Raw genomic sequence first — 23,071 nt, forward strand, 5'->3', positions numbered from 1 at the left:
CGCAAGGTAGGCCAAATGGCTCCAATCACCACCTCACGCCCGATCAAACGGACGTGGGTGTCATTTCCGTCGCTGATGTTCGTCCAGTCGGGGCATGATTTCCACGAAATTGCAGGGCCGGTGGCGATAATCGAGCTGTTTGACCAGAATTTCATCCCATGCGTCCTTGCATGCCCCAGGAGAACCCGGCAGCGCGAACAGATAGGTTCCCTGCGCCACGCCCGCCGTCGCGCGGCTTTGCACGGCGCTTGTGCCGATCTTGGCCATACTGACGTGGGTGAAGACCGTCCCGAAGGCCTCGATCTCTTTCTCGTAGACATCCCTATGTGCTTCGACCGTGACATCGCGCCCGGTCAATCCCGTCCCCCCGGTCGAGATCACGACGTCGATATCGTCGCGCGCGCACAATGCCCGCAGGCAGTCCGCGATGGTCCCGCGATCGTCCGGCACGATGTCGCGGGCGGCAAGGCTGTGGCCCGCAGCCGTCAGCCGCGCGACGAGGGTGTCGCCGGACTTGTCGTCAGCGGGGGTCCGCGTGTCACTGACCGTCAGGACGGCGATGCGGACGGGGATGAAGTCGCGGGTCTCGTCAATGCGGCTCATGTTCGTGTCTCCTGGCGTTAGGGTGGCGCAGGCGGGTGGCTGCGTCCATCCCCTGCTCCTGCGACAGATGCGACAAAGCAGCGAGACGGCTGACCCGCAAGCCCTTGCGCCGCCGCGCGCAGAGCTTACCTTGAAGTCAACCCCAGACACGGACCATCACCATGCGTTATTCCATCCTCGACCTCGCCCCCGTCCCCGTCGGCAGCACCGCCGGAGAGGCCATCGCGAATACGGTGAAGCTGGCGCAGCACGCCGAGACGCTGGGTTATCATCGCTTCTGGCTGGCGGAACATCACAACATGGAAGGCATCGCGTCCGCCGCGACGTCGGTGCTGATCGGCCATGTCGCAGGTGCAACGCGGACGATGCGCGTAGGTGCGGGCGGTATCATGCTGCCGAACCATGCGCCGCTCGCGATTGCCGAACAGTTCGGCACGCTGGCGACACTCTATCCCGACCGCATCGACCTTGGTCTTGGCCGCGCCCCAGGTGGCGACGGCCATGTGATGCGCGCCATGCGCGTGGACCGGCGCGGCGACACCTTTCCGCAGGACGTGGTCGAGCTGATGAACTATCTTGGCGACGACACCGAAGGCCCGGTGCAGGCGCACCCGGGGCGCGGCACGCATGTGCCGGTCTGGATGCTGGGATCGTCGCTGTTTGGGGCGCAGCTGGCGGCCTACCTTGGCCTGCCCTACGCCTTTGCCAGCCATTTTGCGCCCGACGCGCTGGAGGATGCAATCGCGACCTATCGCGGCACCTTCCGCCCGTCGGCCGGGCTGGACAAGCCGCACTTCATGTTGGCCGCCAACGTCATCGCCGCCGACACGGACGTCGCGGCAGCGCGGTTGCGCACGTCCGTCCAGCAAGCCTTTGCCAACCTGCGCAGCGGCAAGCCGGGCAAGCTGCCGGCCCCGGTGGACGATATCGACGGGCTGATCGACGCGGGGATGCGGACAGCGGTGGACCACGCGCTGCGGATCAGCGCCGTTGGATCGTCTGCCACCGTGCGCCGGCAGATGGGCGACCTGATCGCGAAATATCAACCGGACGAGGTCATCCTGACTGGCCAGATCCACGACCCCGCGGCTCGCCTGCGCAGCTTTGAGATCGCCGCAGAGGTCATGCAGGACACGGCGCTGGCCGCCTAGACCGGTTCGCCCGCGTCAAGCCGCGCCAAGATCGCGTCACCCTCTGCGATGATGGTGGTGCGCTTGTCCGCGTCCATCCGGTCCCATGTCGCATACATGTTTCCCATACGTGGATTGCCGTCGAACAGCGCACGGTGGCGATCCAGGAAATGCCAGTACAACAGGTTGAACGGGCAGGCTTCCTGTCCCGTCTTCTGGCTGACCTTGTAGCTGCAGGCGCCGCAGTAATTCGACATCTTGTTGATGTAGTTGCCGGAACTGACGTAGGGCTTGCTTGCGATGATGCCGCCGTCGGCGAACTGGCTCATGCCGATGACGTTGGGGGCCTCGACCCATTCGTAAGCGTCCGCATAGACTGCCAGATACCACTCATGAACCTGCGCCGGATCGATCCCCGCCAGCAGCGCGAAATTGCCCGTCACCATCAACCGCTGGATATGGTGGGCATAGGCTTCCTCCTTCGTCTGCGCGACCGCCTGCTTCATGCAGCGCATGAAGGTGGCACCGCCCCAATAGACGGCGGGCAGGTCGCGGGTGTGCTTCAGCCCGTTGCGCGCGGTGTAGTCCGGTCCTTCCAGAAAATAGATGCCCCGCACGTATTCGCGCCAGCCGATGATCTGCCGGATGAAACCTTAGGCAGCATTGATCGGCACGTCCCCCGCCTGCCACGCGGCCTCGACCGCGCGGCACACCTCCATCGGGTCAAGCAGACCTGCATTGATGTAAAGCCCGACAATCCCATGATAGAGAAAGCGGTTGTCGTCCAGCATCGCGTCCTGAAAATCACCGAACTGCGGCAGGCCCTTGGCGACCCAATGCGCCAGATGCTGCCGCGCCTGTTCCCGGTCGGTCGCGAACCAGAAATCGTCGAGGTCTCCGAAATTGTCCATGAAGCGGTTGCGCACCAGCGCCAGCACCTCTTCCACCACCGCGTCGGGCGCAAAGCGCATCGGGCCAGCGTAATCGACCTGCCCCGGCGCGGGCTTGCGGTTGTCGTGGTCATAGTTCCACTGGCCGCCGGCCGGGTCGTCGCCGTCCATCATCAGCCCGGTCTTGCGGCGCATGTCGCGGTAGAAATACTCCATCCGCAGCGCCTTGCGGCCCTTGGCCCAGCCCGCGAAATCCTGATGCGACGCGATGAAACGGTCATCGGGGCGCTGTTCCACCTTCAGCGGGCAATGGGTCAGCGCGTCGATCAGGCGCCATTCCCCCGGCTCTGTCGCGATCACCCGGTCCACGCCATGCCGCTCTGCCGCCCTCAGCAGCGCAGCGCAGATGGTGGTCTGACCATCCTCAAGCCGCTTATAATCCACCGTCCAGCCGTCATCGCTCAGCCGTCTGGCAAACTTTCGCATGGCGGCGAACAGGAACGCGATCTTCTTGGGGTGGTGCGGGACGTAGCCCGCCTCGTCCGCGACCTCGGCCATGACGACGACATCGCGCGTCCTGTCGCCTGCGCGCAAGGCGGACAGCCCCGCGGACAACTGGTCGCCCAGCACGAGGATCAGGTTTACCACGGGACCACCTGGCCGGCGTAATCGAAGAAGCCACCGGTCGCGTCCCGCGTCAGACCGTCGATCACACCGATCAGGTTGCCCGCCGCCACCTGCGCCGTCACGGTCTTGTGGTGGCCCGCATAGGCGGCGGTGAAAGGCGTCTCTACCGTGCCGGGATGCAGCGCGACGACGATGCTGTCCTTGTGACTGCGCCCCAGCTCGATCGCAGCCCCGTGGATGATCTGATTCAGCGCGGCCTTGGACGCGCGGTAGCCATACCAGCCGCCGATCCGATTGTCGCCGATGGACCCAACCCGCGCCGACAGCACGGCACAGACCGACCGCCCCTTGCGCGGTAACAGGCGCGCAGCGTGGCGCAGGATCAGCGCAGGACCGATGGCGTTGACCGCCATGATCCGCGCCATCGCCGCAGCATCGACAGCCTCCAGCGATTTCTCGGGCGTGCCCAGCACCCCCACCGCGACCAGGACCAGATCGAACGGGCCGTCCACCGCGCCCATGATCCGGGCCACGGCATCCGCATCGGTCACGTCCAGCCCGTCGTCGCGGCGCGACAGCGTCACGACCACAACGCCCCGCGCCCGCAGCGTGTCAGCCATGGCGCTTCCGATGCCGCCCGATGCGCCGATGACCAGTGCACTAGCCGGCATGTCTGTAGTCCTGTTCCATGACGACGAACCTAGGCCCCGCATCACGCCGGTCCATGTTTCATCTGGCCAGATAAACTCCGGGTGAGGCCGCCCTGCGGCCGAGGGCAGCGCCCTCAATTCCCCCTTTCCATCACGGAATCGCGCGTTATAGTCACGGTCATGACGCAGTTCGGTTTCATCCTGGCCCTGGGCCCGCGTAACCTACGCCTGAACCACGCCTGAGCGTGCCTGTCGGCGCGACCGCTCGATGATGGCCTGCGCCGAAGCTTCCCGCACAAAAGTTCAGGACTACAGACCATGACCGACCGCGTTCTCATTTTCGACACGACCCTGCGCGATGGCGAACAATCGCCGGGCGCCACCATGACCCACGCCGAAAAGCTGGAGATTGCCGCCATGCTGGATGACATGGGCGTCGACATCATAGAGGCGGGCTTTCCCATCGCCTCCGAGGGTGACTTCGCCGCCGTCGCCGCCATCGCCAAGGCGTCCCGCAACGCCACGATCTGCGGGTTGTCCCGCGCGAACTTCAAGGACATCGACCGCTGCTGGGAGGCAGTGAAACATGCGAAAAAGCCGCGCATCCATACCTTCATCGGCACGTCGGCCCTGCACCGGGCGATCCCGAACCTCACGATGGATCAGATGGCGGAACGCATCCATGATTGCGTGACCCATGCCCGCAACCTGTGCGACGACGTGCAGTGGTCCTCGATGGACGCGACGCGCACCGAATGGGATTTCCTGAAACGCACCGTCGAGATCGCGATCAAGGCCGGCGCGACCACCATCAACATTCCCGATACGGTCGGCTATACCGCGCCCGTGGAATCCGCCGATCTGATCCGCCGCCTGATCGCCGAGGTCGAGGGGGCCGAGACGGTGATCTTCGCCACCCACTGCCACAACGACCTTGGCATGGCGACGGCCAACAGCCTGGCCGCCGTCGAAGGCGGCGCGCGCCAGATCGAATGCACGATCAACGGCCTGGGCGAGCGCGCGGGCAACACCGCCCTGGAAGAGGTCGTGATGGCGCTGAAGGTCCGCGCCGACATCATGCCCTATCATTCGAACGTGGATTCGCGGAAGATCATGGCGATCTCGCGCCGGGTCGCCACGGTGTCGGGCTTTCCGGTGCAGTTCAACAAGGCCATCGTGGGCAAGAACGCTTTCGCCCATGAATCCGGCATCCATCAGGACGGGATGCTGAAGAACGCCGAGACGTTCGAAATCATGCGCCCGACCGACGTGGGCCTGACGGAAACATCGCTTGTCATGGGCAAGCACTCCGGTCGCGCGGCCCTGCGGTCGAAACTGGCAGAGCTCGGGTTCGAGCTGGCCGACAATCAGCTGGCCGACGTCTTCGTGCGGTTCAAGGAACTGGCGGACCGCAAGAAAGAGGTCTTCGAGGAGGATCTTGTCGCATTGATGCGCCAGAACGAAGCGGTCGAGGATCGGATCAGGCTGAAATCCCTGCGCGTGGTCTGCGGCACCAGTGGTCCACAGACGGCGGACATCGTGCTGGACATCGATGGCACCGAACGGACCGCCCACACGACCGGTGACGGTCCAGTGGATTCCGCCTTCAACGCGGTCAAGGCGCTGTTCGACCACAAGGCGCGGTTGCAACTGTATCAGGTCCACGCCGTCACCGAAGGCACTGACGCGCAGGCCACCGTGACCGTGCGGCTGGAAGAAGACGGCCGCATCGCAACCGGCCAGTCCGCCGACACGGACACGGTCGTCGCGTCGACCAAGGCCTATATCAATGCGCTGAACCGCCTGATCGTCCGGCGAGAGAAGACGGCCCCCGATCACGACACCAAGGGCGTCAGTTACAAGGACGTGGGTGCGTGAAAGCCTAAATGTTGAAAAAGTGACAGAACGGGGCAGATTTTCCCAATTGCGCCCCGTCATATATCCCTTCCGTCATAGTGGCAGATTTACGCCAGACGCCCCCCAACACGGGGCTTTCATTCGGCATGGGCTTGTCCGTATAAGGCACCACCCGCGACCGCAGGGAATCGTCGGGAAACTGCTTCATACGACTTGGGGAAGTCCATCACATGGCGATCTGGCACAGCTTGTTTTCATCCGACATGGCCATCGACCTTGGCACAGCGAACACGCTGATCTATGTCAAAGGCCGCGGCATCGTCCTGTCGGAACCCTCGGTCGTGGCTTATCACGTCAAGGACGGCGTCAAGAAGGTGCTGGCCGTGGGCGAGGATGCCAAGCTGATGCTGGGCCGCACGCCGGGCAGCATCGAGGCGATCCGCCCGATGCGTGACGGTGTGATCGCCGACTTCGACGTGGCCGAAGAGATGATCAAGTATTTCATCCGCAAGGTCGCCAAACGCTCTACCTTCTCCAAGCCCAAGATCATCGTCTGCGTGCCGCATGGCGCCACGCCGGTTGAAAAGCGCGCGATCCGCCAGTCAGTGCTGTCGGCGGGCGCGCGTCGCGCCGGCCTGATCGCGGAACCCATCGCCGCTGCCATCGGGGCCGGCATGCCGATCACCGATCCGACCGGCAACATGGTCGTGGACATCGGAGGCGGCACCACCGAAGTGGCGGTGCTGTCCCTTGGCGACATCGTCTATGCCCGGTCCGTTCGCGTCGGTGGCGACCGCATGGACGAGGCGATCATCAACTACCTGCGCCGCCAGCATAACCTGCTGATCGGCGAATCCACGGCCGAGCGGATCAAAACCTCCATCGGCACCGCCCGGATGCCCGACGACGGGCGCGGCGCGTCGATGCATATCCGCGGCCGCGACCTGCTGAACGGTGTGCCCAAGGAAACCGAGATCAGCCAAGCCCAGGTGGCCGAGGCGCTTGCCGAACCCGTGCAGCAGATCTGCGAGGCGGTGATGACAGCACTCGAGGCCACGCCGCCTGACCTTGCCGCAGATATCGTAGATCGCGGCGTCATGCTGACGGGTGGCGGCGCGTTGCTGGGGCAGCTTGACCTTGCGCTGCGCGAACAGACGGGCCTTGCGATTTCGGTCGCGGACGAGTCGCTGAATTGTGTGGCGCTGGGGACCGGCAAGGCGCTTGAGTATGAAAAGCAGCTGCGTCATGTGATCGACTACGACAGCTGAACCGAAAGGGTGCTGACCCTTGGCCCGCGACCGCAACACCCATGACGACTTCATTGCCCCGATCCGGCGTCTGCTGGTCGGGGTTTGCGTCGTGCTGCTGTTCGGCATCTTTCTGGTCTGGCGCATCGACAGCCCCCGCGTGGAACGGTTCCGCGCTGCGGTGATCGACCGGATCGTGCCGTCCTTCGACTGGGCGCTGGTACCGGTCACGGGCGCGGTAGAGCTTATCGCCGACTTTCAGAGCTACGCATCGTTGAGCGAGCAGAACGGCAACCTGCGCCGCGAATTGCAGCAGATGAAGGCATGGAAAGAGGCCGCGCTTCAGCTGGAGCAGGAAAATGCCCGCCTGCTGGAATTGAACAACGTCCGCCTGGACCCGCAACTGACCTATGTGACGGGCGTCGTGATGACGGATAGCGGATCGCCGTTTCGCCAGTCGGTGCTGCTGAACGTCGGTCGGCGCGACGGCATCGTCGATGGCTGGCCCGCGATGGACGGGATCGGGCTGGTGGGGCGGATCAGCGGCGTCGGGCGCAGCACAAGCCGCGTGATCCTGCTGACCGATACCTCCAGCCGGATCCCGGTCACGATCCAGCCCTCCGGTCAGAAGGCGATTCTGGGCGGTGATAATTCCCTGAACCCGCTGATCGAGTTCTTGGAAAACCCCGATACGGTGCGCCCCGGCGACCGTGTTGTGTCGTCTGGCGACGGAGGTGTCTTTCCGGCCGATCTGCTGGTCGGTCAGGTGGCCCTTGGCAGCGACCGGCGCCTGCGGGTGCGGCTGGCGGCGGACTATGGTCGGTTGGAGTTCCTGCGCGTGCTGCGCGCCCACCCCCACGAGGATATCAGCGATCCCGGCGGGCTGCTGACGCCCGATGCCGGTCTGATCGGTCCGGTTCTGCCCCGCACCGCGCAGGCCGACGATGGCCGGTAGCCCTGCCGCACGCATCTGGATCGGGAGGGCCGTCTACCTGGCCATCGCCGTGGCGATCGTCTTCGTCCAACTTCTGCCACTCGACACCGCGCCACCGGGCTGGGCGGCACCCGACCTGCTGCTGGCCGTGACACTGGCCTGGGTTGCACGGCGGCCCGAGTTCCTGCCCTTCGGTGTCATCTTCGTCGTATTCCTTCTGGCTGATCTGCTGTTCCAGCGGCCGCCGGGACTTTGGGCCGCACTGGTGCTGATCCTGACCGAGACGGTGCGTTCACGGTCTCGTGGTTTGCGGAACGTGCCTTTGGCGCTGGAATGGGGTACGGTCGCCTTTGGGGTCGTCGCGATCACGCTGGGCAACCGTCTGGCGCTGGCGATCGTGATGACACCGCAGGCGCCGTTGACCCTGACGTTGATCCAGATGGTCCTGACCATCATGGTCTATCCGGTGGTCGTCGTCGTGGCGCAGGTTTTTTTTGGTCTGACCCGGCCCGCGCCCGGTCAGGTGGACAGTCTGGGGCACAGGTTATGAAGCGACCGGTCAAGGATATCGAACAATCGTCCCGCCGGATCAGCCGCCGCGCCTTGATCCTGGGGTCGGCCCAACTGGGCGTTGCCGGTGTGCTTGGCCTGCGGATGCAGTCGATGCAGGTCGATCAGGCGGACCAGTTCCGCCTGCTGGCCGAGGAAAACCGCATCAACGTGCGTTTGCTGCCCCCCGCGCGCGGCCTGATCTTCGATCGCAACGGGATTCCTCTGGCGCAGAACGAACAGAATTACCGTGTCGTCATGGTGCGCGAGGATGCCGGCGACGTGGACGCCGTGCTGGACAAGCTGCAGTCCATCGTCGACATCGACCCCGCCGACATCGCCCGCGCCAAGGCCGACATGCAAAAGCTGTCGTCCTTCGTGTCGGTCACCATCGCCGACCGGCTGCAATGGTACGACGTCGCCAAGATCAACCTCAACGCCCCCGCCCTGCCCGGCATCAGCGCCGAGGTCGGGTTGTCCCGCCACTACCCCTACGGCGCCGACGTCGGCCACGTCGTCGGCTACGTCGGCCCGGTCAGCGACTATGATCTTGCCAGGATCGAGGATCAGGACCCCCTGTTGCAGATTCCGAAGTTCCAAATCGGCAAGACCGGTGTAGAGTTGAAGCTGGAGCATACGCTGCGCGGCTCTGCCGGCACCAAGCGGATCGAGGTCAATGCCCTGGGCCGCGTGATGCGCGAACTGGATCGTCAGGAAGGGGCTGCCGGCAAGGACATCCAACTGGCGCTGGACGAACGGCTGCAATCCTATGCGCAGGCACGGATGGACGGCGAAAGTGCGGGTGCGGTGGTCATCGACCTCGCGACAGGCGACCTGCGGGCCATCGCGTCTGCGCCGTCGTTCGATCCGAACCTTTTCGTGCGCGGCATATCGGTCAAGGATTGGACCGACCTGAACGAAAACAAGTACCGCCCGCTTGCGGCCAAGGCCGTGCAGGGGGCCTATCCGCCGGGTTCGACCTTCAAGATGGTGACGGCGCTGGCCGCCCTCGAAGCAGGGGCCATCACGCCGGAGGAGACCATATATTGCCCCGGCTACAGCGTCGTGGGCGGCACTCGTTTCCATTGCTGGAAGGGCGGCGGCCATGGCAACGTCAATTTTCACGATAGCCTGAAACTGTCCTGCGACTGCTACTATTACGAGGTCTCGCAGCGCGTCGGCATCGACAAGATCGCCGAAATGGCACGCCTGCTCGGCATCGGGGTGAAGCATGATCTGCCGCTTTCCGCAATCTCGACCGGCCTTGCGCCCGACAAGCAATGGAAGACCGAAGTCCGCGGCGAGAACTGGCGCATTGGCGATACGGTGAACGCCTCGATCGGGCAGGGCTACGTTCTGGCGTCGCCGCTGCAACTGGCGATTATGACCGCACGGATCGCGACCGGAAAGATGGTGACGCCGCGCCTGATCAAATCCGTCGATGGCGTGGAAGAGCCGAGCGGCATCGGCGAGCCTCTCGGCATCAACGAGAACATGCTGCGGCGGTGCCGGGCGTCGATGGATGCCGTGATCAACGACCGGCGCGGCACCGGGGCGCGGGCCAAGGTGCTGACCGCGGGATACGAGATGGCGGGCAAGACCGGGACCAGCCAAGTGCGTCGCATCACCGCCGAGGAACGCGCGCGCGGCGTCATCAGCAACGCCGATCTGCCGTGGGAACGCCGCGATCACGCGCTTTTCGTATGTTACGCCCCGGTCGAAAACCCGAAATACGCCGTGGCCGTCGTTGTCGAACACGGCGGTGGCGGATCGACCGCAGCGTCGCCCATCGCGCGGGACATCATGTTGCAGGCGCTTTACGACGGTCCGCCCCCGCTGGACGCCTATCCTTCGGCGGATCGGGGCCGCATCGAGGAACAGCAAAAGCGCATCGCCGAGCGGATCACCCAGATCAAGCCAGTGCAGGACCGCGTCTGACATGAGCTATCTGGCGCATAACACGAAGTTCGTCCCGACGGGATTTCGCAAGATTCTGTATCTGAACTGGCCGCTGATCATCTTGCTGACCGCCGTGGCATCGGCCGGGTTCATCATGCTTTATTCTGTCGCCGGCGGATCGTCGCAGCCATGGATGGAACCGCAGTTGAAGCGGTTTATCGCAGGCATCGTGCTGATGATCGGCGTCGCGATGGTGCCGATCTGGTTCTGGCGCAACATGGCGGGGCTTGCCTTTGCAGTCTCGGTCGCGCTGCTGGTCGCGGTGGAGTTCTTCGGCAGCGTCGGAATGGGTGCGCAGCGCTGGATCGACCTGGGGTTCATCCGCCTGCAACCGTCCGAGTTGACGAAGATCACGCTCGTGCTGTTCCTGGCCGCGTATTACGACTGGTTGCCGACGAACAAGACCTCGCATCCGTTGTGGGTGGCGCTGCCGGTGATCTTCATACTTGTCCCGACCGCCCTTGTGCTGACTCAACCGGACTTGGGCACCGCGATCCTGCTGCTGTTCGGCGGCGCATCGGTCATGTTCATCGCTGGTGTGCATTGGGCCTATTTCGCGACCGTGATCGGAGCGGGTTTCGGCACGATCTATGCGGTGTTCCTGAGCCGGGGCACGCCCTGGCAACTGCTGAAGGACTACCAGTACCGCCGCATCGATACGTTCCTGGACCCCGCCAACGATCCACTCGGGGCCGGGTATCACATCACGCAGGCCAAGATCGCGTTGGGGTCGGGCGGCTGGACAGGACGCGGGTTCATGCAGGGGACGCAAAGCCGGCTGAATTTCCTGCCAGAGAAGCACACCGACTTCATCTTCACCACTCTGGCCGAGGAGTTCGGTTTTATCGGGGCCATCTCTCTCTTGGTGCTTTACGTGCTGATCATCGTCTTCTGCATCGCCACTGCGGTCAGCAACAAGGACAGGTTCTCGGCCTTGCTGACGCTGGGCATCGCGATGACGTTTTTCCTGTTCTTCGCCGTCAACATGGCGATGGTCACCGGCCTCGCCCCTGTCGTCGGCGTGCCGTTGCCGCTGGTCAGCTACGGCGGATCGGCCATGCTGGTGCTGATGGTCGCCTTTGGCCTCGTGCAATCCGCACACGTCCACAAGCCGCGATGATCCGGGTCCTGTTCTCGGCGCGCCCACCGGTCTGGGCGGAATACGAGGTGCCCCTGCGCCGGGCCTTCGCGGCGGCCGGGCTGGACTGCGATCTATCGCGCGACCATGCACCGGCGGATGTGAACTACATCGTCTTTGCCCCCAACGGCCCGGTCAAGGACTTCTCGCCCTACGTCCACGCGCGGCTGGTCATGGGTCTGTGGGCCGGAGTCGAGACCATCGTCGGGAATGCGACCCTGACGCAACCACTGGCGCGGATGGTCGACGATGGCCTGACCCGCGGCATGGTCGAATATGTCGTGGGGCATGCGATGCGGCATCACCTGGGCATGGATGCGCATCTGTCGGGGCAGGACGGCGCGTGGCACAATGACGTCTATCCACCGCTGGCCAAGGATCGCCCGGTGACCGTCCTGGGCCTTGGCGCGCTGGGAGAAGCCTGCGGGCTGGCGCTGGCGGGTCTCGGCTTTCCGGTGACAGGGTGGAGCAGGTCAACGAAGGATATTCCGGGCATGCGCTGTCTGTCCGGCGACGACGGTCTGCGGACCGCGCTGACCGACGCACAGATCGTCGTGCTGCTGCTGCCGCAGACACCCGCGACCGTGGACATCCTGAACGCCGACCGTCTGTCGCTTTTGGCGCGCGGGGCCTTCGTCATCAATCCGGGCCGGGGTCCGCTGATCGACGACACGGCGCTGCTGGCTGCATTGGACAGCGGTCAGGTGGGCGGTGCCACGCTGGACGTGTTCCGCATCGAACCCTTGCCGCAGGATCATCCCTACTGGTCGCATCCCCGCGTGACGGTGACACCGCATATCGCGTCCACCACCCGCGCGGACACGGCGGCCGAGGTGATCGCCGCCAACATCGCACGCGGCGAGGCAGGCCAGCCATTCCTGCATCTGGTCGATCGCGACGCCGGCTACTGATTCACCTCAGTTTCGGCGGAGACGACGGGTCGGACCCGGGGGCCATCGGCACGGCGGGCGTCGGGCGCTGCAATTCCGGCAGGTCGAACCGGAGCGCGACGCGGGCCAGCCGGCCGGCGACCGCATCGCCGCTGGCAACGAACATCACGTCCATCGTCCCGGCCTCGATCCCCGAAAAGGTCAGCGCCTCGCCGGCCGCGTGGGCCAGTGCCGCGTGGGCGGTCTCGGGCGCGTCGACAAAGGCCAGCACATGGCCGCGCCCGCCGTCGGCATAGTCCGCCGCGACCAGCAGGGCGTGGTCGGCCAGCCCGGCGCAACGGCTCAGCTTGCGGTCAAGCGCCTCCAGCACCGCGTCGGGCAGGCCGGTGGGGCGGGATACGCCGGTCAGACGCGCCTCTGCCTGTTCTGGGGCATGATTCAACGTGGCCGCCAGCCAGTCGACCGCATCCGCCGGAATCAGCATTTCGCTGGGGGCTGTCTGAAGGTTCAACGCCAGCCCGATGCCCTGCCCCGCCATCATCTGGGCCAGCGCCCGACCCGGCAGACCTGCATAGGGGGCCGCGCGACCGGTGAAGGCGGACAGGCGTTCCTCGGCATCGAAGGCCAGCGCGTAAGACGCCCCCTCGACCGCGAAAAGCGCCGGGCGGACGCTGTCACCCGTGGGCTCTGCGTCCAGCAGGATGAAGAGGTCGGTATCGGCGAGCCGCTCATAGAACTGCAGGCGCAGATCGTCCGACCGGTCCATCACCGCATGGGCGCGGTCGAGGTCGGTTTCCATCGCGGGCCTCGTCGGGTGGATCGTCGGGGGGGTGGTCATGCCAGCACCTCTTGCACGCGCGCCCGCAGGACGGGCAGAAGATCAGTCGCAAACCACGGATTGCGGTTCAGCCACGCCGTATTGCGCCACGACGGGTGAGGCAAGCAGAACACGCGCGGCGCGTGGTCGCGCCAGCCCGCCACCCGTTCGGTGACGCCCTGCCGCCCACCCAGATGCCAGGCCTGCGCGTAGCCGCCGATCAGCAGGGTCAGCGGCACCTCGCCCAGCCGGTCCATCACGTCCGCCCGCCAGGTCGCGGCGCAGACACGCGGCGGCGGCAGGTCGGACCCCTTTGCGTCGTAGCCGGGAAAGCAGAAAGCCATCGGCACGATCGCCACCCGCCCCCGGTCATAGAAAGCATCCTTGCCGATCCCCAGCCAGTCCCGCAATCGGTCGCCGGAGCGGTCCCAGAACGGCGTCTGTGCCTCGTGGACGCGGGCACCGGGGGCCTGACTTGCGATCAGGATGCGGGGCGGGTCGTCGAACCAGACCACCGGACGCGGGCTGTGCCGGGTCGCCGTCGCAGCGAAGCGGTCGGCGCAGATGCGGCAGGCGGCGATGTCGTCCCTCAGGTCCATAACGCTGACGTAAGCCCGCCGTGGGCCGGTTCAACCATGCTGAGGGTGCATCACCACGCGGCAAAGCACGGCCACCCCGAACTTCCGGCTGTCTTTGGCTGGAATTCTGCGCCATACCGATGAAAACAAGGCGCGACGTGACGAATGGTTAACCCATTGTTGTCATCAAGGGCCATCCCGAGGACAGCCGGATCAAGCAAAGCGATGCTGGAATTCAACGAAGTCAGCAAGTCCTTCTGGACAGGCAAGACGCGCAAGGTGATCCTTGACCGCGTGTCCTTCCGCGTCGAACTCGGCCGGTCGCTCGGCATCCTCGCGCCGAACGGCACGGGCAAGACGACCTTGATCAACATGATGGCGGGGTTGGAAAAACCAGACGAAGGCACGATCACGCGCGGCTGCCGCATCTCTTTCCCACTGGGTTTCATGGGCGGAGTGACGAACCGGCACACCGGGCGCGAGAACGTGCGCTACATCGCGCGGCTCTACGGGCTCGACCCCGACTACATCGAGGCGTTCTGCCGCTGGCTTTGCGGAATCAACGAATATTTCGACATGCCCGTCGGCACCTATTCGTCGGGGATGCGCGCGCGCCTCACGTTTTCGCTGATGCTGGCGCTGGAATTCGACATCTACCTGATCGACGAAGGCATGCCGTCCACCACCGATGCCGAATTCAACCGCAAGGCCGGTGAAATCCTGCGCGAACGGCTGGAAAAGACGACCGTGATCATCGTGTCGCACCAGCCGCAGACGCTGGAACGCTTCGCCCGTTCCGCCGCCGTGCTGCGCCATGGCAAACTGCACATGTTCGACACTCTGGAAGAGGCCAAGCAGCTTTATGACTACGAAGCCCACAGCTAAGAAGTTCCGCATCCGCAGGCCGGGGGCGGACTTTGCTCCCGAGGCGGCGCAGGACGGACCGCGCGCAGGCGGCATGGAAAATGCACCCCTCGTCCTGCAACCGCCCGTTCCGACGGAGGACGCCCCGACCGATGCGCCGAGTGCCGACATCGACGCGATCCGGCGTGAAGGGTTGACGGGCCGCCAGTTGCGCATGGCCCGCCGCGTCGCGCAGAAGAATGGCATGGCGGTCACGTCGGACTTCGATGCCGTGCGGCAATTGCGGCTGGCCGGGATAGACCCGTTTCAGCGGTCCACCGTGCTGGAACTTGTGGCCCCGGACGGCGCCTCGACCGGGGGCACCCGCGCACCGGGGTCCGCCCTTGGTGCGATGCCGGGGATGCCGACATCCCGCGTGCAACTGCCGCAGACCCTGTCCCCGCAACCGGACAACCTGCCGTCCACCGAATTTGCGAACCCCGCAGACCGCCACCTGTCTGAGATCATGAAGATCCAGCGCGATCTGGGTCGCCGCCGGCGCCGCCGGACCGCTCTCATGCTGTCGCGGCTGGCGATCTTCGTGCTGCTGCCCACACTGATGGTCATCTGGTATTTCTACAACATCGCCACGCCGATGTATGCCACCACCTCCGAATTCGTCATCCAGCAGGCCGAACCCGCCTCGACCGCGGGCGGGCTTGGCGGGCTGTTCCAGGGCACCTCGATGGCGACGCAACAGGACAGCATCACCGTGCAGTCCTACCTGTCGTCACGTGCCGCAATGGCGCGTCTGGACGAGGATCATGGCTTCAAGGCCACGTTCAGCGATCCGTCCATCGACCCGATCCAGCGACTGAGTGCCGATGGCAGCAACGAGGAGGCCTTCGACATCTACCGGGAGCGGGTGAAGATCAGCTACGACCCGACCGAGGGCATCCTGAAGATGGATGTCATCGCCCCCTCGCCCGAGGCCAGTCAGACGTTTTCGGAGGCGCTGATCGGCTATGCCGAGGATCAGGTCGACCAGTTGACGCAGCGCCTGCGCGAAGACCAGATGGCCGGCGCGCGCGCCAGCTACGAATCCGCAGAGGCCAAGCGCACCGATGCGCTGGCCGCATGGCTGAAGCTGCAGGAAGACGTGCAGCAGATCGATCCAATCGGTGAGACCCAGGCGCGCACCCAGCAGATTTCGGCGCTGGAAAGCGACCGGCAACAGCTGACGCTTGCCTTGCAGGAACGCCTGAACGTGCGCCGTCCGAACGAAGCGCAAGTCAATGCCCTGCGCGCCCAGATCGCGAGCATCGAAGGCCTGATCGCCGACCTGCGGGACCAGATGACGAATACCGCGACGACGGGCACGTCGCTTGCATCGCGCAACACCGAACTGCGCCTCGCCGAAGAAAACTACACCTTTCAGACCATGTTGGCGCAGCAGGCGCTGACCCAGATGGAAACTGCCCGGATCGAGGCGAATCGCCAAGTCCGTTACCTGTCGCTGGGCGTCGAACCCGTCGCCCCGGACGAGGCGACCTACCCCAAGGCGTTCGAGAACTCGATCTTGGCGTTCCTGATCTTTTCGGGCATCTACCTGATGATCTCGATCACCGCCTCCGTCCTTCGCGAACAGGTTACCAACTGATGCATGACGTTCAAATCGGCGACCTCACGGTCGGAAACGACCGGCCTCTGCTGGTCATCGCCGGGCCTTGCCAGCTGGAAAGCAGTGACCACGCGCAGATGATCGCCAGCCGGATGGCCGAGGTCTGCCGCGCGGCAGGCGCGCAGTTCATCTTCAAGGGCAGCTATGACAAGGCCAACCGCACCTCGCTTTCGGGCAAGCGCGGTCTTGGCATGGACGAGGGTCTGAAGGTGCTGCAAGGCGTCAAGGACAGCATCGGCTGCCCCGTGCTGACCGACATCCACGGCATCGACCAGTGCGCCGCCGTGGCGCAGGTGGTGGACGTGCTGCAAATCCCCGCATTTCTGTGCCGCCAGACCGACCTTCTGATTGCCGCCGGTGAAACGGGGGCCGCGATCAACGTCAAAAAGGGCCAGTTCCTGGCCCCCTGGGACATGCCCAACGTCATCGACAAGATCGAAAGCACCGGCAACCGGCGCATCCTGCTGACGGAACGCGGGTCGTCCTTCGGATACAACACGCTGGTCGCCGACATGCGCAGCCTGCCCACGATGGCCCGCACCGGCTACCCTGTCGTCATGGATGCGACCCATTCGGTGCAGCAGCCCGGCGGCCAGGGCGGCTCGTCCGGCGGGCAGCGCGAATTCGCGCCGGTCATGGCGCGCTGCGCCGTCAGCATCGGTATCGCCGCCGTCTTCATCGAGACGCATGAGGCCCCCGATACCGCTCCGTCCGACGGCCCGAACATGATCCCTCTGGACCGCATGGACGCACTTGTGCGGTCACTCATGCAATTCGACGCCTTGGCAAAGGCCGATCCGCTCCGGGTCTGACGGACGGCGCGTTAGGGGTCTGCGCGTGCCCTGACAGCGCAATCCCGCAGAGGCTTTGCCGCGCCCGAGCAGACAAACGCGTGCGAGGCCGGGCACCGTGGGCCGTGGTCCCACAGCGTCGTCCCGTCCGGCAGTTGCCGTTGTGAAGAGCAGATGCGCGACCATTTCACGCTCACGCGATTTTCTGCGCCTGTTTCCAAGGTGGGACGCATCATCGCAATGTCAGCCCTGCGGCGGTGCGGCCCGATCCGGCCGCGAACAGGCTCCGGCGAGCATTGCGCGTGAAGAGCGAAAAAAGCGCCTCGAGGGGCTTGAAGGCCCGTGGCGCATGTCGTATCCACCGCGTCGCTGATGGGGTGTAGCCAAGCGGTAAGGCATCGGTTTTTGGTACCGTGTACCGTAGGTTCGAATCCTACCACCCCAGCCAGCCATGATCTCAAAAAACCCAAAACCCCAAGAAAATAGGGTCGACAAGTGTCGACCGGAAATCCATGTGTCACACCCTGCTCCGGGTATGACACAAAGTGTGACACACGCGTGTGACACCCGTCCCAAAATCCTCTCTCCGCATCGCTGCCGTCGGTCTCGCCCGGCGGGGCCATACCTCCAAAAAAGAGGGGCGGTCTTCTATTTCCGAAAGCGTTTACCCAAGGTCATCTCAGAAAAATGCGGCCGATCGTTTCTGTGTCTGTCCCTTCGAACGCCTCTACTGCCCGAGGCGATGAGCCGCGCGGCGCATCTCCTCGCAGTCTTGGAAAGCGAAGAGAAAAACATCATGACAAACCCGATCCTTCAGAACGCACCCGCCGAAGAAATCACGCTCCTGCTCTCGGATGCGCTGCGTTGCGAACTTGCGCGCATCCTGTCCGAGCAGGATGCCGGTCTCGCCCTGGAAGAGGTCTCGATCGAACTCCGCATCGCTACCTTGGAACGTGAGAATGTCGAACTGAAGCAGAGCGCGCGACGCAACGATTACAGTGCCGTCGAGCCGCAACTCCGGTCCGCGGCACAAGCCCTTGGGATCGATCTGCCGGACGCCATTCCCGTCAATCTGGGGCGGCGCGCCATCGAGCTTTTTCGGGACCTGAAAGATGTCGAAGCCGCTGCCGTCGATGGAAGCGATGCCCGCTCCCTGGCCGCACCACTCGTCGCCCGCCTGTCTGATCTGGAGGTTGACGCCTTTGTCGAAAGCCGCCCTATCCGCCTCTCGGATGCGTCGGCACGAGCGCTTCAACGTCACCCGACTAAAAGCATGAAAGGGAATATCGACGCCATCGCCAACGTCGCATTGGCTTTTTTCGGCGATGTCCCCATTTCGACGATCACCGAACCCAAGCAAGAGAAGTTCTTTGCTTGGATGGCCAAACTGCCAAAGACCCAAGGTCGCAGCCACGGCAAGAACCGGCACACAGAGAAGGCACGCAAAGAAGGCCGCCTTGTTAAAGAAACACAGCAAATGGACAAGCAAACCGAGATCGATATTGCAGATGCCCTCGATGAAGCCGTCATGGAAGAAATTCGTGACCTGGAAGGCATCTCCGATCTTGAGAAACGCGCGCTCTTGGTCGAGAAGCTTCAACCGCGCTTGACCATGGCCACTCTGCGCCGGAACCGCGATGGCCTGAACAGGCTGTTCAAAGCAGCCGCAAACCTTGGATGCAAGGACGTGCCGATTGCTATTTCCTACAAAGACATGGAGCGGGCGCTCATCGCCGCAGCTCCTGACGATCCGCTTTACGTCCGCGTGACGCAGCGCAAGATCCGCATGCCGTGGACAGAAGAGCGGCTGGCAAAGCTTCTGACATCACCCATCTATGCCGGCTGCGCATCGCCGTATCGTCGATGGCTGCCGGGCCATTTGATCATTCGTGACGCATTCTATTGGGTCCCCCTGATCCTTCTGACGATCGGCAGCAGGATCGAGGAGATTTTGCTTCTCAAGCGGAAGGGGCTCCGCTTGCGCAATGGCGTGCACTGCCTTGCCTTGGGCCGCGACCCTGATGCAACGGGCAAGACCGCCGACGCGGAACGTATCGTCCCAATCCCGCAGATGCTGATCGACCTCGGTTTCGTCGAATGGATCAAATCGCTCGATGACAGCCATAGCCCTCTGTTGTTCCCTGAAATCGCGCGCCGGACCACAACGGGGAAAATCAGCGAAGCTTTTGGGAAAGCATTCAAAATCATCCGGTCGCACCTCGACCTGGCTGACTTTGACGAGGATTTCTATGCCCTGCGCAAGACGCTCAGCTCGATGCTACGGGCAGCTGATGTCGATGACGGCGAGCGCCAGGCGCTTGCCGGCCACAAGTCAGGAAGCATCATCAATCTTCACTACACGGCTCATAACACGCGTAAGCTGAAAACCGCCGTGGACAAGGCCGATTTCGGCCTCGACATCGGCTACTGCGAAAAGCATGGGCACCCCGTGATCAAAGGTTGTTCGCTGGCACCGACCGAGAGCTTCGCAGTCGAAGTGACTCTCAGCGAGAGTGGCGAGGCCGACGTGATCTGTGTCACCCAAAATGGGACAGACGAGACACTGTTCACATTCGACCGTCGGACCCTGGACTGTGTCGGTCAGGCGGCAAGAAAGGCTGAACAGGTTGCCGCCGGGCTCTTTCGCAAAATTGTCGGCGAACACCCCCTCATCTATCCGCGTCATCCTCTCAAACGGGCCGCAGTGGAACATTTTCACGCACTCGGATGAGTTTCAGTATTGGCGCGTGCTTGAGACTGCATCGGTTCGCGTGATTTGACCGGAGGAAATTATCTCGCTGGACAAAGAAAAGGGCGGGGTCTCACATTAGTGAGATCCCGCCCTGCCTGGTTTTAGCCCTCGGCTTGGAAAGACAGACAGAAATTCACCTAATCGGATTGAACCGCAGGTCGGTCGAGCTTCCGCGATTGCATCTCGCCGTAATTTATTCTCTACATTTGAAGTTCAATAAAAGCCGGTGCTCGGGCATCGCCCGAACACCGGCTTCATGTCAGGCTTTGAGACTGAACCGGATCGTCGCATCGATGTCCCTCAGCCTCGCCGCTGACCACCGCACGTGCGTGTCGAAGGCATCGCGGCCTGGCAAACCCCATGCCGAGACCGTGCCCTGCCGGCAAGAGACGTGCAGCAGCTCCCTCAGGATATAGTCCAAAGCGGCCTGCGCATGCTCCAGCATCTCTCGCAACTCCGCAGATCCGGCGTCGGGTTCGAGATGCAATTGCGCCAGGTCATTAAGCGCGGCAGAGGCCGAATGCCGGCTGGATTGCGCCAGCACGGTGCCGAGCGTCTCCATCTCGGCGTCCATCCAGGCACTGAGGCGATGAATCCCGATGTAGAGCGCGTCCGTGCTGTCTTCAGGGACTGTGAAATGGGTGACAATAATCGAGTTCATGTTGAACCTCCAAAGCAGTGTGTCCGGGGCGTTGCGCCCGATGGCCGCGTCGGAAAATGCGACAATGATTGCCGCCGCGGCCGTCAAGTGGGGATTGCGAGGTCTCGATGCTTGCTGTTCACACTACCTTTTTGCGTCTAAACTCAATATTGGCCACCCTTCTGGATGACGAAGTAGAAAAACGCCAAATTCCGTTTTATGTGTTCTGACCGCAGACACTTCGCAAAAGCTTTAGCATGTGTATCCGGTCATGTGCGGAACCGGGCCTTATCGGCTCAAGATCGCAGATGTCGCGGCCCGGTTCGATTTCGACGCGGTATCCGAGCTGCCGTAGAAGGTCGCTTGCTTCGGAGCGAATCTGTCGACGTCGGATGCGATCGTGATCGACACCATAGACGTCCACGAAGGCCACGCAGTCGGACGAGCCGTAATGCGCCTGCGCCGAGATTTGCAAGGCCGGTAGGTCGGGGTTAGCTGTTTGCAGGGCGACCTCGGCCCAACCCAGGTGCTCGCAACGTTGGTCAATTTTTTTCATGCTTCATGCCTACTTATTTCCAAGGGAAGCTTGGCCATATTGACCAGTAGCGAAGCGAATTATTTCATTAATTAATAAGACGTCTTTCCAATCCCGCAATCCTTCAAAACAACGCATTTCCCAAGATTGGCTATAGGTCAATCGATGAGATTGCAGCGCAGGGCATCGTCGAAGTCCTTCAGCCAACAATCTGGCTGGACAAGCACGAGACAGCGCGGCGCGTGCTTCAAAGAATGAAGGTCGTCTTCGATTGGGCGAATGACCAAACAGAGCGATAGGTCACCTCGGGACAAGGTCGACAACTACTTCATAACATTTACGCCAAGCACGCCCAACACTCTGATAAGATCGTTTTCAAGGTCGCATGACTGGATGACAAAACCGCGTCCGAGATTGAACCCGCGATACTTGTATAGGCCAATATCGTTCCCAGCCTGCGCACCCGGACCGATTGGCATATGGACGGCGGGAATGAAGAAGCGAGGGTTGCCCCAAGCGTCGCGTTTCAGCCGCACGACATCGTCAAGAATGTGTTGAATCGGAGAGCGTTTCATATTGGATTCCTGTTCATGGCTTGAGGTCGTAGGAACCACTTGTTGCTCTTTCCGAACTCACGGACGAAAAGTTCAGATAAATATCGTTGCTGCCAGATAACCAACCGGGAACCGCTTGAATCGTTGCACTTTCGCGGCCTTGCGTGTAGCTTGCGAACAAAGATGGACTGAAACCTTCGGCACCAAGCGCCTAACCGGCGTTCTCCTCAACCGGCTGACCCACCACGTTAACATCCTTGAGTTGAACGACGAGATGCCTCGTGAAGGTCTTTGGCACGCCACAACGCTCACTTATCCACTAAAGGAAGTAGCGCTCAGGGACCGGAGCCAAAAGCGCCTACTTGTCGAGGAAATTACTGATGGCGGTTCCGACCTCCTCCGGCACCTCCCAGAACATGTTATGTCCATAACCCTCGTAGGTCTCGTGTTCGGCCTCTGGTAGGAGTTGCCGGATGTGCTCTTGGCTGGCAGCACTGAAGGAGCCGTCCTGGTCGCCCCAGAGGACGAGCGTGGGTGCCTCGATGCGCTTGGCCATCTGGCTCAGTCCGTCAGCGTGAGGGCGCGGAGCACACCCATCCATGTCGCCTCGGGGGTCGCCGCACTCTCGGCGCGCTGCCGCGCCAGGAAGTCCTCGTCGACGGGGTTTGGGTTCCAATACCAGTCCAGCATGAACTGGCTGTCTGGATTGATCGGGCGCCGCAGGCCGGGCACGTTGTCCCAGAGCCAGTCGGCAGCCTCCTCTTGCGTCGCGGTAGCGGTGGAGATCAGCACCAGCTCGTCGACCTTCTTCGGGTAATAGGCCGCGAGCGTTGCCGCAATATCGGACCCAAGCGAGTGGCCTACCACATCCGCGACTGGGATTTCGAGTGCATCTATAAAGCCGCTGACATCATGCGCAAACGTGTCGATGCCGTAGCAGCATGCCGGGGCATCGCTCGAACCATGTCCGCGAAGGTCGAGTGCGATCATCCGGCGCTCGCCGAGATGTGGTGCAAGCAGCGACCAGCTTCGGGAATTGTCGGTGTAGCCATGGAGCAGCAGGACCGGCTGCCCCTCCGCCGGCCCGATCTCGACATAAGTCTGAGCTACCCCCCGAAAATCGGACAGTGACGGAAGCTACGATCTGAGGTCTGCTGATCCCCAATTCGAGGAGATCAGAATATGTCGAAACGCAGGAACCATGACGCGGCTTTCAAGGCCCGTGTTGCGTTGGAGGGAGCTATGCTTGAATTTGGGTGACGCGCATCATCAGGCGGCGCGGTTTTCGGTGTCGTTGGTCACTTCGACACCGTCGTTGAATTTGATTCCTTCGATAACCTTTGGCAACTGATTTCTGCCCTTGAGGCGCAGCCATTTTTTCGATGCTGCCTGAATGAGGGTGAAGA

22 protein-coding genes, 1 tRNA gene and 3 pseudogenes are annotated in these 23,071 nt (G+C 63.0%); 15 read left to right on the top strand and 11 right to left on the bottom strand.

Annotation, left to right across the window (positions count from 1 at the left end; translation table 11 throughout):
- Positions 1–60 precede the first annotated feature (60 nt).
- Positions 61–603, bottom strand: coding sequence for a molybdenum cofactor biosynthesis protein B (gene moaB, locus ACOI1H_RS04365; RefSeq protein ID WP_422435503.1), 543 nt, complete (start codon positions 601–603; stop codon positions 61–63).
- 161 nt (positions 604–764) lie between these two features.
- Here moaB and ACOI1H_RS04370 point away from each other — a divergent pair, with 161 nt between their 5' ends.
- On the top strand, positions 765–1,754 hold the full coding sequence (locus ACOI1H_RS04370) for an LLM class flavin-dependent oxidoreductase (protein ID WP_422435504.1): 990 nt from the start codon (positions 765–767) through the stop codon (positions 1,752–1,754).
- Here ACOI1H_RS04370 and ACOI1H_RS04375 read toward each other — a convergent pair.
- Both ACOI1H_RS04375 and ACOI1H_RS04380 read right to left on the bottom strand, forming a co-directional pair.
- Positions 1,751–3,271, bottom strand: a pseudogene (locus tag ACOI1H_RS04375) (cryptochrome/photolyase family protein). The gene ACOI1H_RS04370 and the pseudogene ACOI1H_RS04375 overlap by 4 nt on opposite strands.
- Positions 3,265–3,921, bottom strand: a complete 657-nt coding sequence (locus ACOI1H_RS04380) for an SDR family NAD(P)-dependent oxidoreductase (RefSeq protein WP_422435505.1) — start codon at positions 3,919–3,921, stop codon at positions 3,265–3,267. The pseudogene ACOI1H_RS04375 and the gene ACOI1H_RS04380 overlap by 7 nt, the downstream one beginning before the upstream one ends.
- 297 nt (positions 3,922–4,218) lie before the next feature.
- Between ACOI1H_RS04380 and ACOI1H_RS04385 the strand changes: the two genes are divergently transcribed.
- From ACOI1H_RS04385 to ACOI1H_RS04415, 7 genes are all read left to right on the top strand, one after another.
- On the top strand, positions 4,219–5,778 hold the full coding sequence (locus tag ACOI1H_RS04385) for a 2-isopropylmalate synthase (RefSeq protein ID WP_422435506.1): 1,560 nt from the start codon (positions 4,219–4,221) through the stop codon (positions 5,776–5,778).
- A gap of 209 nt (positions 5,779–5,987) precedes the next feature.
- A complete protein-coding gene (locus ACOI1H_RS04390; protein WP_422435507.1) occupies positions 5,988–7,025 on the top strand; it encodes a rod shape-determining protein in 1,038 nt (345 codons plus the stop codon).
- 19 nt (positions 7,026–7,044) lie between these two features.
- Positions 7,045–7,959, top strand: a complete 915-nt coding sequence (gene mreC, locus ACOI1H_RS04395) for a rod shape-determining protein MreC (protein WP_422435508.1) — start codon at positions 7,045–7,047, stop codon at positions 7,957–7,959.
- Positions 7,949–8,488 carry a rod shape-determining protein MreD gene (locus ACOI1H_RS04400; protein WP_422435509.1) on the top strand — a complete coding sequence of 180 codons (540 nt, stop codon included), beginning with the start codon at positions 7,949–7,951 and terminating at the stop codon, positions 8,486–8,488. The genes mreC and ACOI1H_RS04400 overlap by 11 nt, the downstream gene beginning before the upstream one ends.
- Positions 8,485–10,425 (top strand): penicillin-binding protein 2, encoded by a 1,941-nt coding sequence (gene mrdA / locus ACOI1H_RS04405; protein WP_422435510.1) that lies wholly within the window; start codon positions 8,485–8,487, stop codon positions 10,423–10,425. The genes ACOI1H_RS04400 and mrdA overlap by 4 nt, the downstream gene beginning before the upstream one ends.
- Position 10,426: 1 nt before the next feature.
- Positions 10,427–11,566, top strand: a complete 1,140-nt coding sequence (gene rodA, locus ACOI1H_RS04410; protein ID WP_422435511.1) for a rod shape-determining protein RodA — start codon at positions 10,427–10,429, stop codon at positions 11,564–11,566.
- The gene (locus tag ACOI1H_RS04415) at positions 11,563–12,495 is read left to right on the top strand and encodes a 2-hydroxyacid dehydrogenase (protein ID WP_422435512.1); all 933 of its coding nucleotides are present in this window, start codon (positions 11,563–11,565) and stop codon (positions 12,493–12,495) included. Before rodA ends, ACOI1H_RS04415 begins: the two co-directional genes overlap by 4 nt.
- A gap of 1 nt (position 12,496) precedes the next feature.
- Here ACOI1H_RS04415 and ACOI1H_RS04420 read toward each other — a convergent pair whose 3' ends face one another.
- Both ACOI1H_RS04420 and ACOI1H_RS04425 read right to left on the bottom strand, forming a co-directional pair.
- Positions 12,497–13,312 carry an SseB family protein gene (locus ACOI1H_RS04420; RefSeq protein ID WP_422435513.1) on the bottom strand — a complete coding sequence of 272 codons (816 nt, stop codon included), beginning with the start codon at positions 13,310–13,312 and terminating at the stop codon, positions 12,497–12,499.
- Entirely contained in the window at positions 13,309–13,890 is a 582-nt protein-coding gene (locus tag ACOI1H_RS04425) for a uracil-DNA glycosylase family protein (RefSeq protein WP_422435514.1), read from the bottom strand. Before ACOI1H_RS04425 ends, ACOI1H_RS04420 begins: the two co-directional genes overlap by 4 nt.
- 204 nt (positions 13,891–14,094) lie before the next feature.
- Here ACOI1H_RS04425 and ACOI1H_RS04430 point away from each other — a divergent pair, with 204 nt between their 5' ends.
- From ACOI1H_RS04430 to ACOI1H_RS04450, 5 genes are all read left to right on the top strand, one after another.
- On the top strand, positions 14,095–14,754 hold the full coding sequence (locus tag ACOI1H_RS04430) for an ABC transporter ATP-binding protein (protein ID WP_422435515.1): 660 nt from the start codon (positions 14,095–14,097) through the stop codon (positions 14,752–14,754).
- Positions 14,732–16,372 carry a capsule biosynthesis protein gene (locus ACOI1H_RS04435; protein ID WP_422435516.1) on the top strand — a complete coding sequence of 547 codons (1,641 nt, stop codon included), beginning with the start codon at positions 14,732–14,734 and terminating at the stop codon, positions 16,370–16,372. The genes ACOI1H_RS04430 and ACOI1H_RS04435 overlap by 23 nt, the downstream gene beginning before the upstream one ends.
- Complete coding sequence (gene kdsA, locus ACOI1H_RS04440; RefSeq protein ID WP_422435517.1) at positions 16,372–17,205, top strand: 3-deoxy-8-phosphooctulonate synthase; 834 nt, start codon at positions 16,372–16,374, stop codon at positions 17,203–17,205. Before ACOI1H_RS04435 ends, kdsA begins: the two co-directional genes overlap by 1 nt.
- Positions 17,206–17,557: 352 nt before the next feature.
- Positions 17,558–17,632: transfer RNA gene (locus ACOI1H_RS04445), tRNA-Gln, on the top strand.
- 87 nt (positions 17,633–17,719) lie between these two features.
- Positions 17,720–19,915, top strand: coding sequence for a DUF6538 domain-containing protein (locus ACOI1H_RS04450; RefSeq protein ID WP_422435527.1), 2,196 nt, complete (start codon positions 17,720–17,722; stop codon positions 19,913–19,915).
- Positions 19,916–20,195: 280 nt separating this feature from the next.
- Here ACOI1H_RS04450 and ACOI1H_RS04455 read toward each other — a convergent pair whose 3' ends face one another.
- The gene (locus ACOI1H_RS04455; RefSeq protein ID WP_422435518.1) at positions 20,196–20,684 is read right to left on the bottom strand and encodes a hypothetical protein; all 489 of its coding nucleotides are present in this window, start codon (positions 20,682–20,684) and stop codon (positions 20,196–20,198) included.
- A 109-nt stretch (positions 20,685–20,793) separates the two neighbouring features.
- On the bottom strand, positions 20,794–21,132 hold the full coding sequence (locus tag ACOI1H_RS04460; RefSeq protein ID WP_422435519.1) for a hypothetical protein: 339 nt from the start codon (positions 21,130–21,132) through the stop codon (positions 20,794–20,796).
- Positions 21,133–21,230: 98 nt separating this feature from the next.
- Between ACOI1H_RS04460 and ACOI1H_RS04465 the strand changes: the two genes are divergently transcribed.
- Complete coding sequence (locus tag ACOI1H_RS04465; protein WP_422435528.1) at positions 21,231–21,410, top strand: phage integrase central domain-containing protein; 180 nt, start codon at positions 21,231–21,233, stop codon at positions 21,408–21,410.
- Between the two features lie 24 nt (positions 21,411–21,434).
- Here the strand turns inward: ACOI1H_RS04465 and ACOI1H_RS04470 are convergent, their stop codons facing one another.
- On the bottom strand, positions 21,435–21,686 hold the full coding sequence (locus ACOI1H_RS04470; RefSeq protein WP_422435520.1) for a hypothetical protein: 252 nt from the start codon (positions 21,684–21,686) through the stop codon (positions 21,435–21,437).
- A gap of 163 nt (positions 21,687–21,849) precedes the next feature.
- Here ACOI1H_RS04470 and ACOI1H_RS04475 point away from each other — a divergent pair.
- Positions 21,850–22,128: pseudogene (locus tag ACOI1H_RS04475) on the top strand (hypothetical protein); the annotation flags it as partial.
- Here ACOI1H_RS04475 and ACOI1H_RS04480 read toward each other — a convergent pair.
- The 3 genes and pseudogenes from ACOI1H_RS04480 to ACOI1H_RS04490 all read right to left on the bottom strand — a co-directional run.
- Positions 22,024–22,341 carry an alpha/beta fold hydrolase gene (locus ACOI1H_RS04480; RefSeq protein WP_422435521.1) on the bottom strand — a complete coding sequence of 106 codons (318 nt, stop codon included), beginning with the start codon at positions 22,339–22,341 and terminating at the stop codon, positions 22,024–22,026. The pseudogene ACOI1H_RS04475 and the gene ACOI1H_RS04480 overlap by 105 nt on opposite strands.
- Positions 22,227–22,793 (bottom strand): alpha/beta fold hydrolase, encoded by a 567-nt coding sequence (locus ACOI1H_RS04485; protein ID WP_422435529.1) that lies wholly within the window; start codon positions 22,791–22,793, stop codon positions 22,227–22,229. Before ACOI1H_RS04485 ends, ACOI1H_RS04480 begins: the two co-directional genes overlap by 115 nt.
- Before the next feature lie 141 nt (positions 22,794–22,934).
- Positions 22,935–23,071 (bottom strand): annotated as a pseudogene (locus ACOI1H_RS04490) (IS256 family transposase); the annotation flags it as partial.

Origin of the sequence: Loktanella sp. DJP18, assembly GCF_049310965.1 — a bacterium.
Classification (GTDB): domain Bacteria; phylum Pseudomonadota; class Alphaproteobacteria; order Rhodobacterales; family Rhodobacteraceae; genus Loktanella.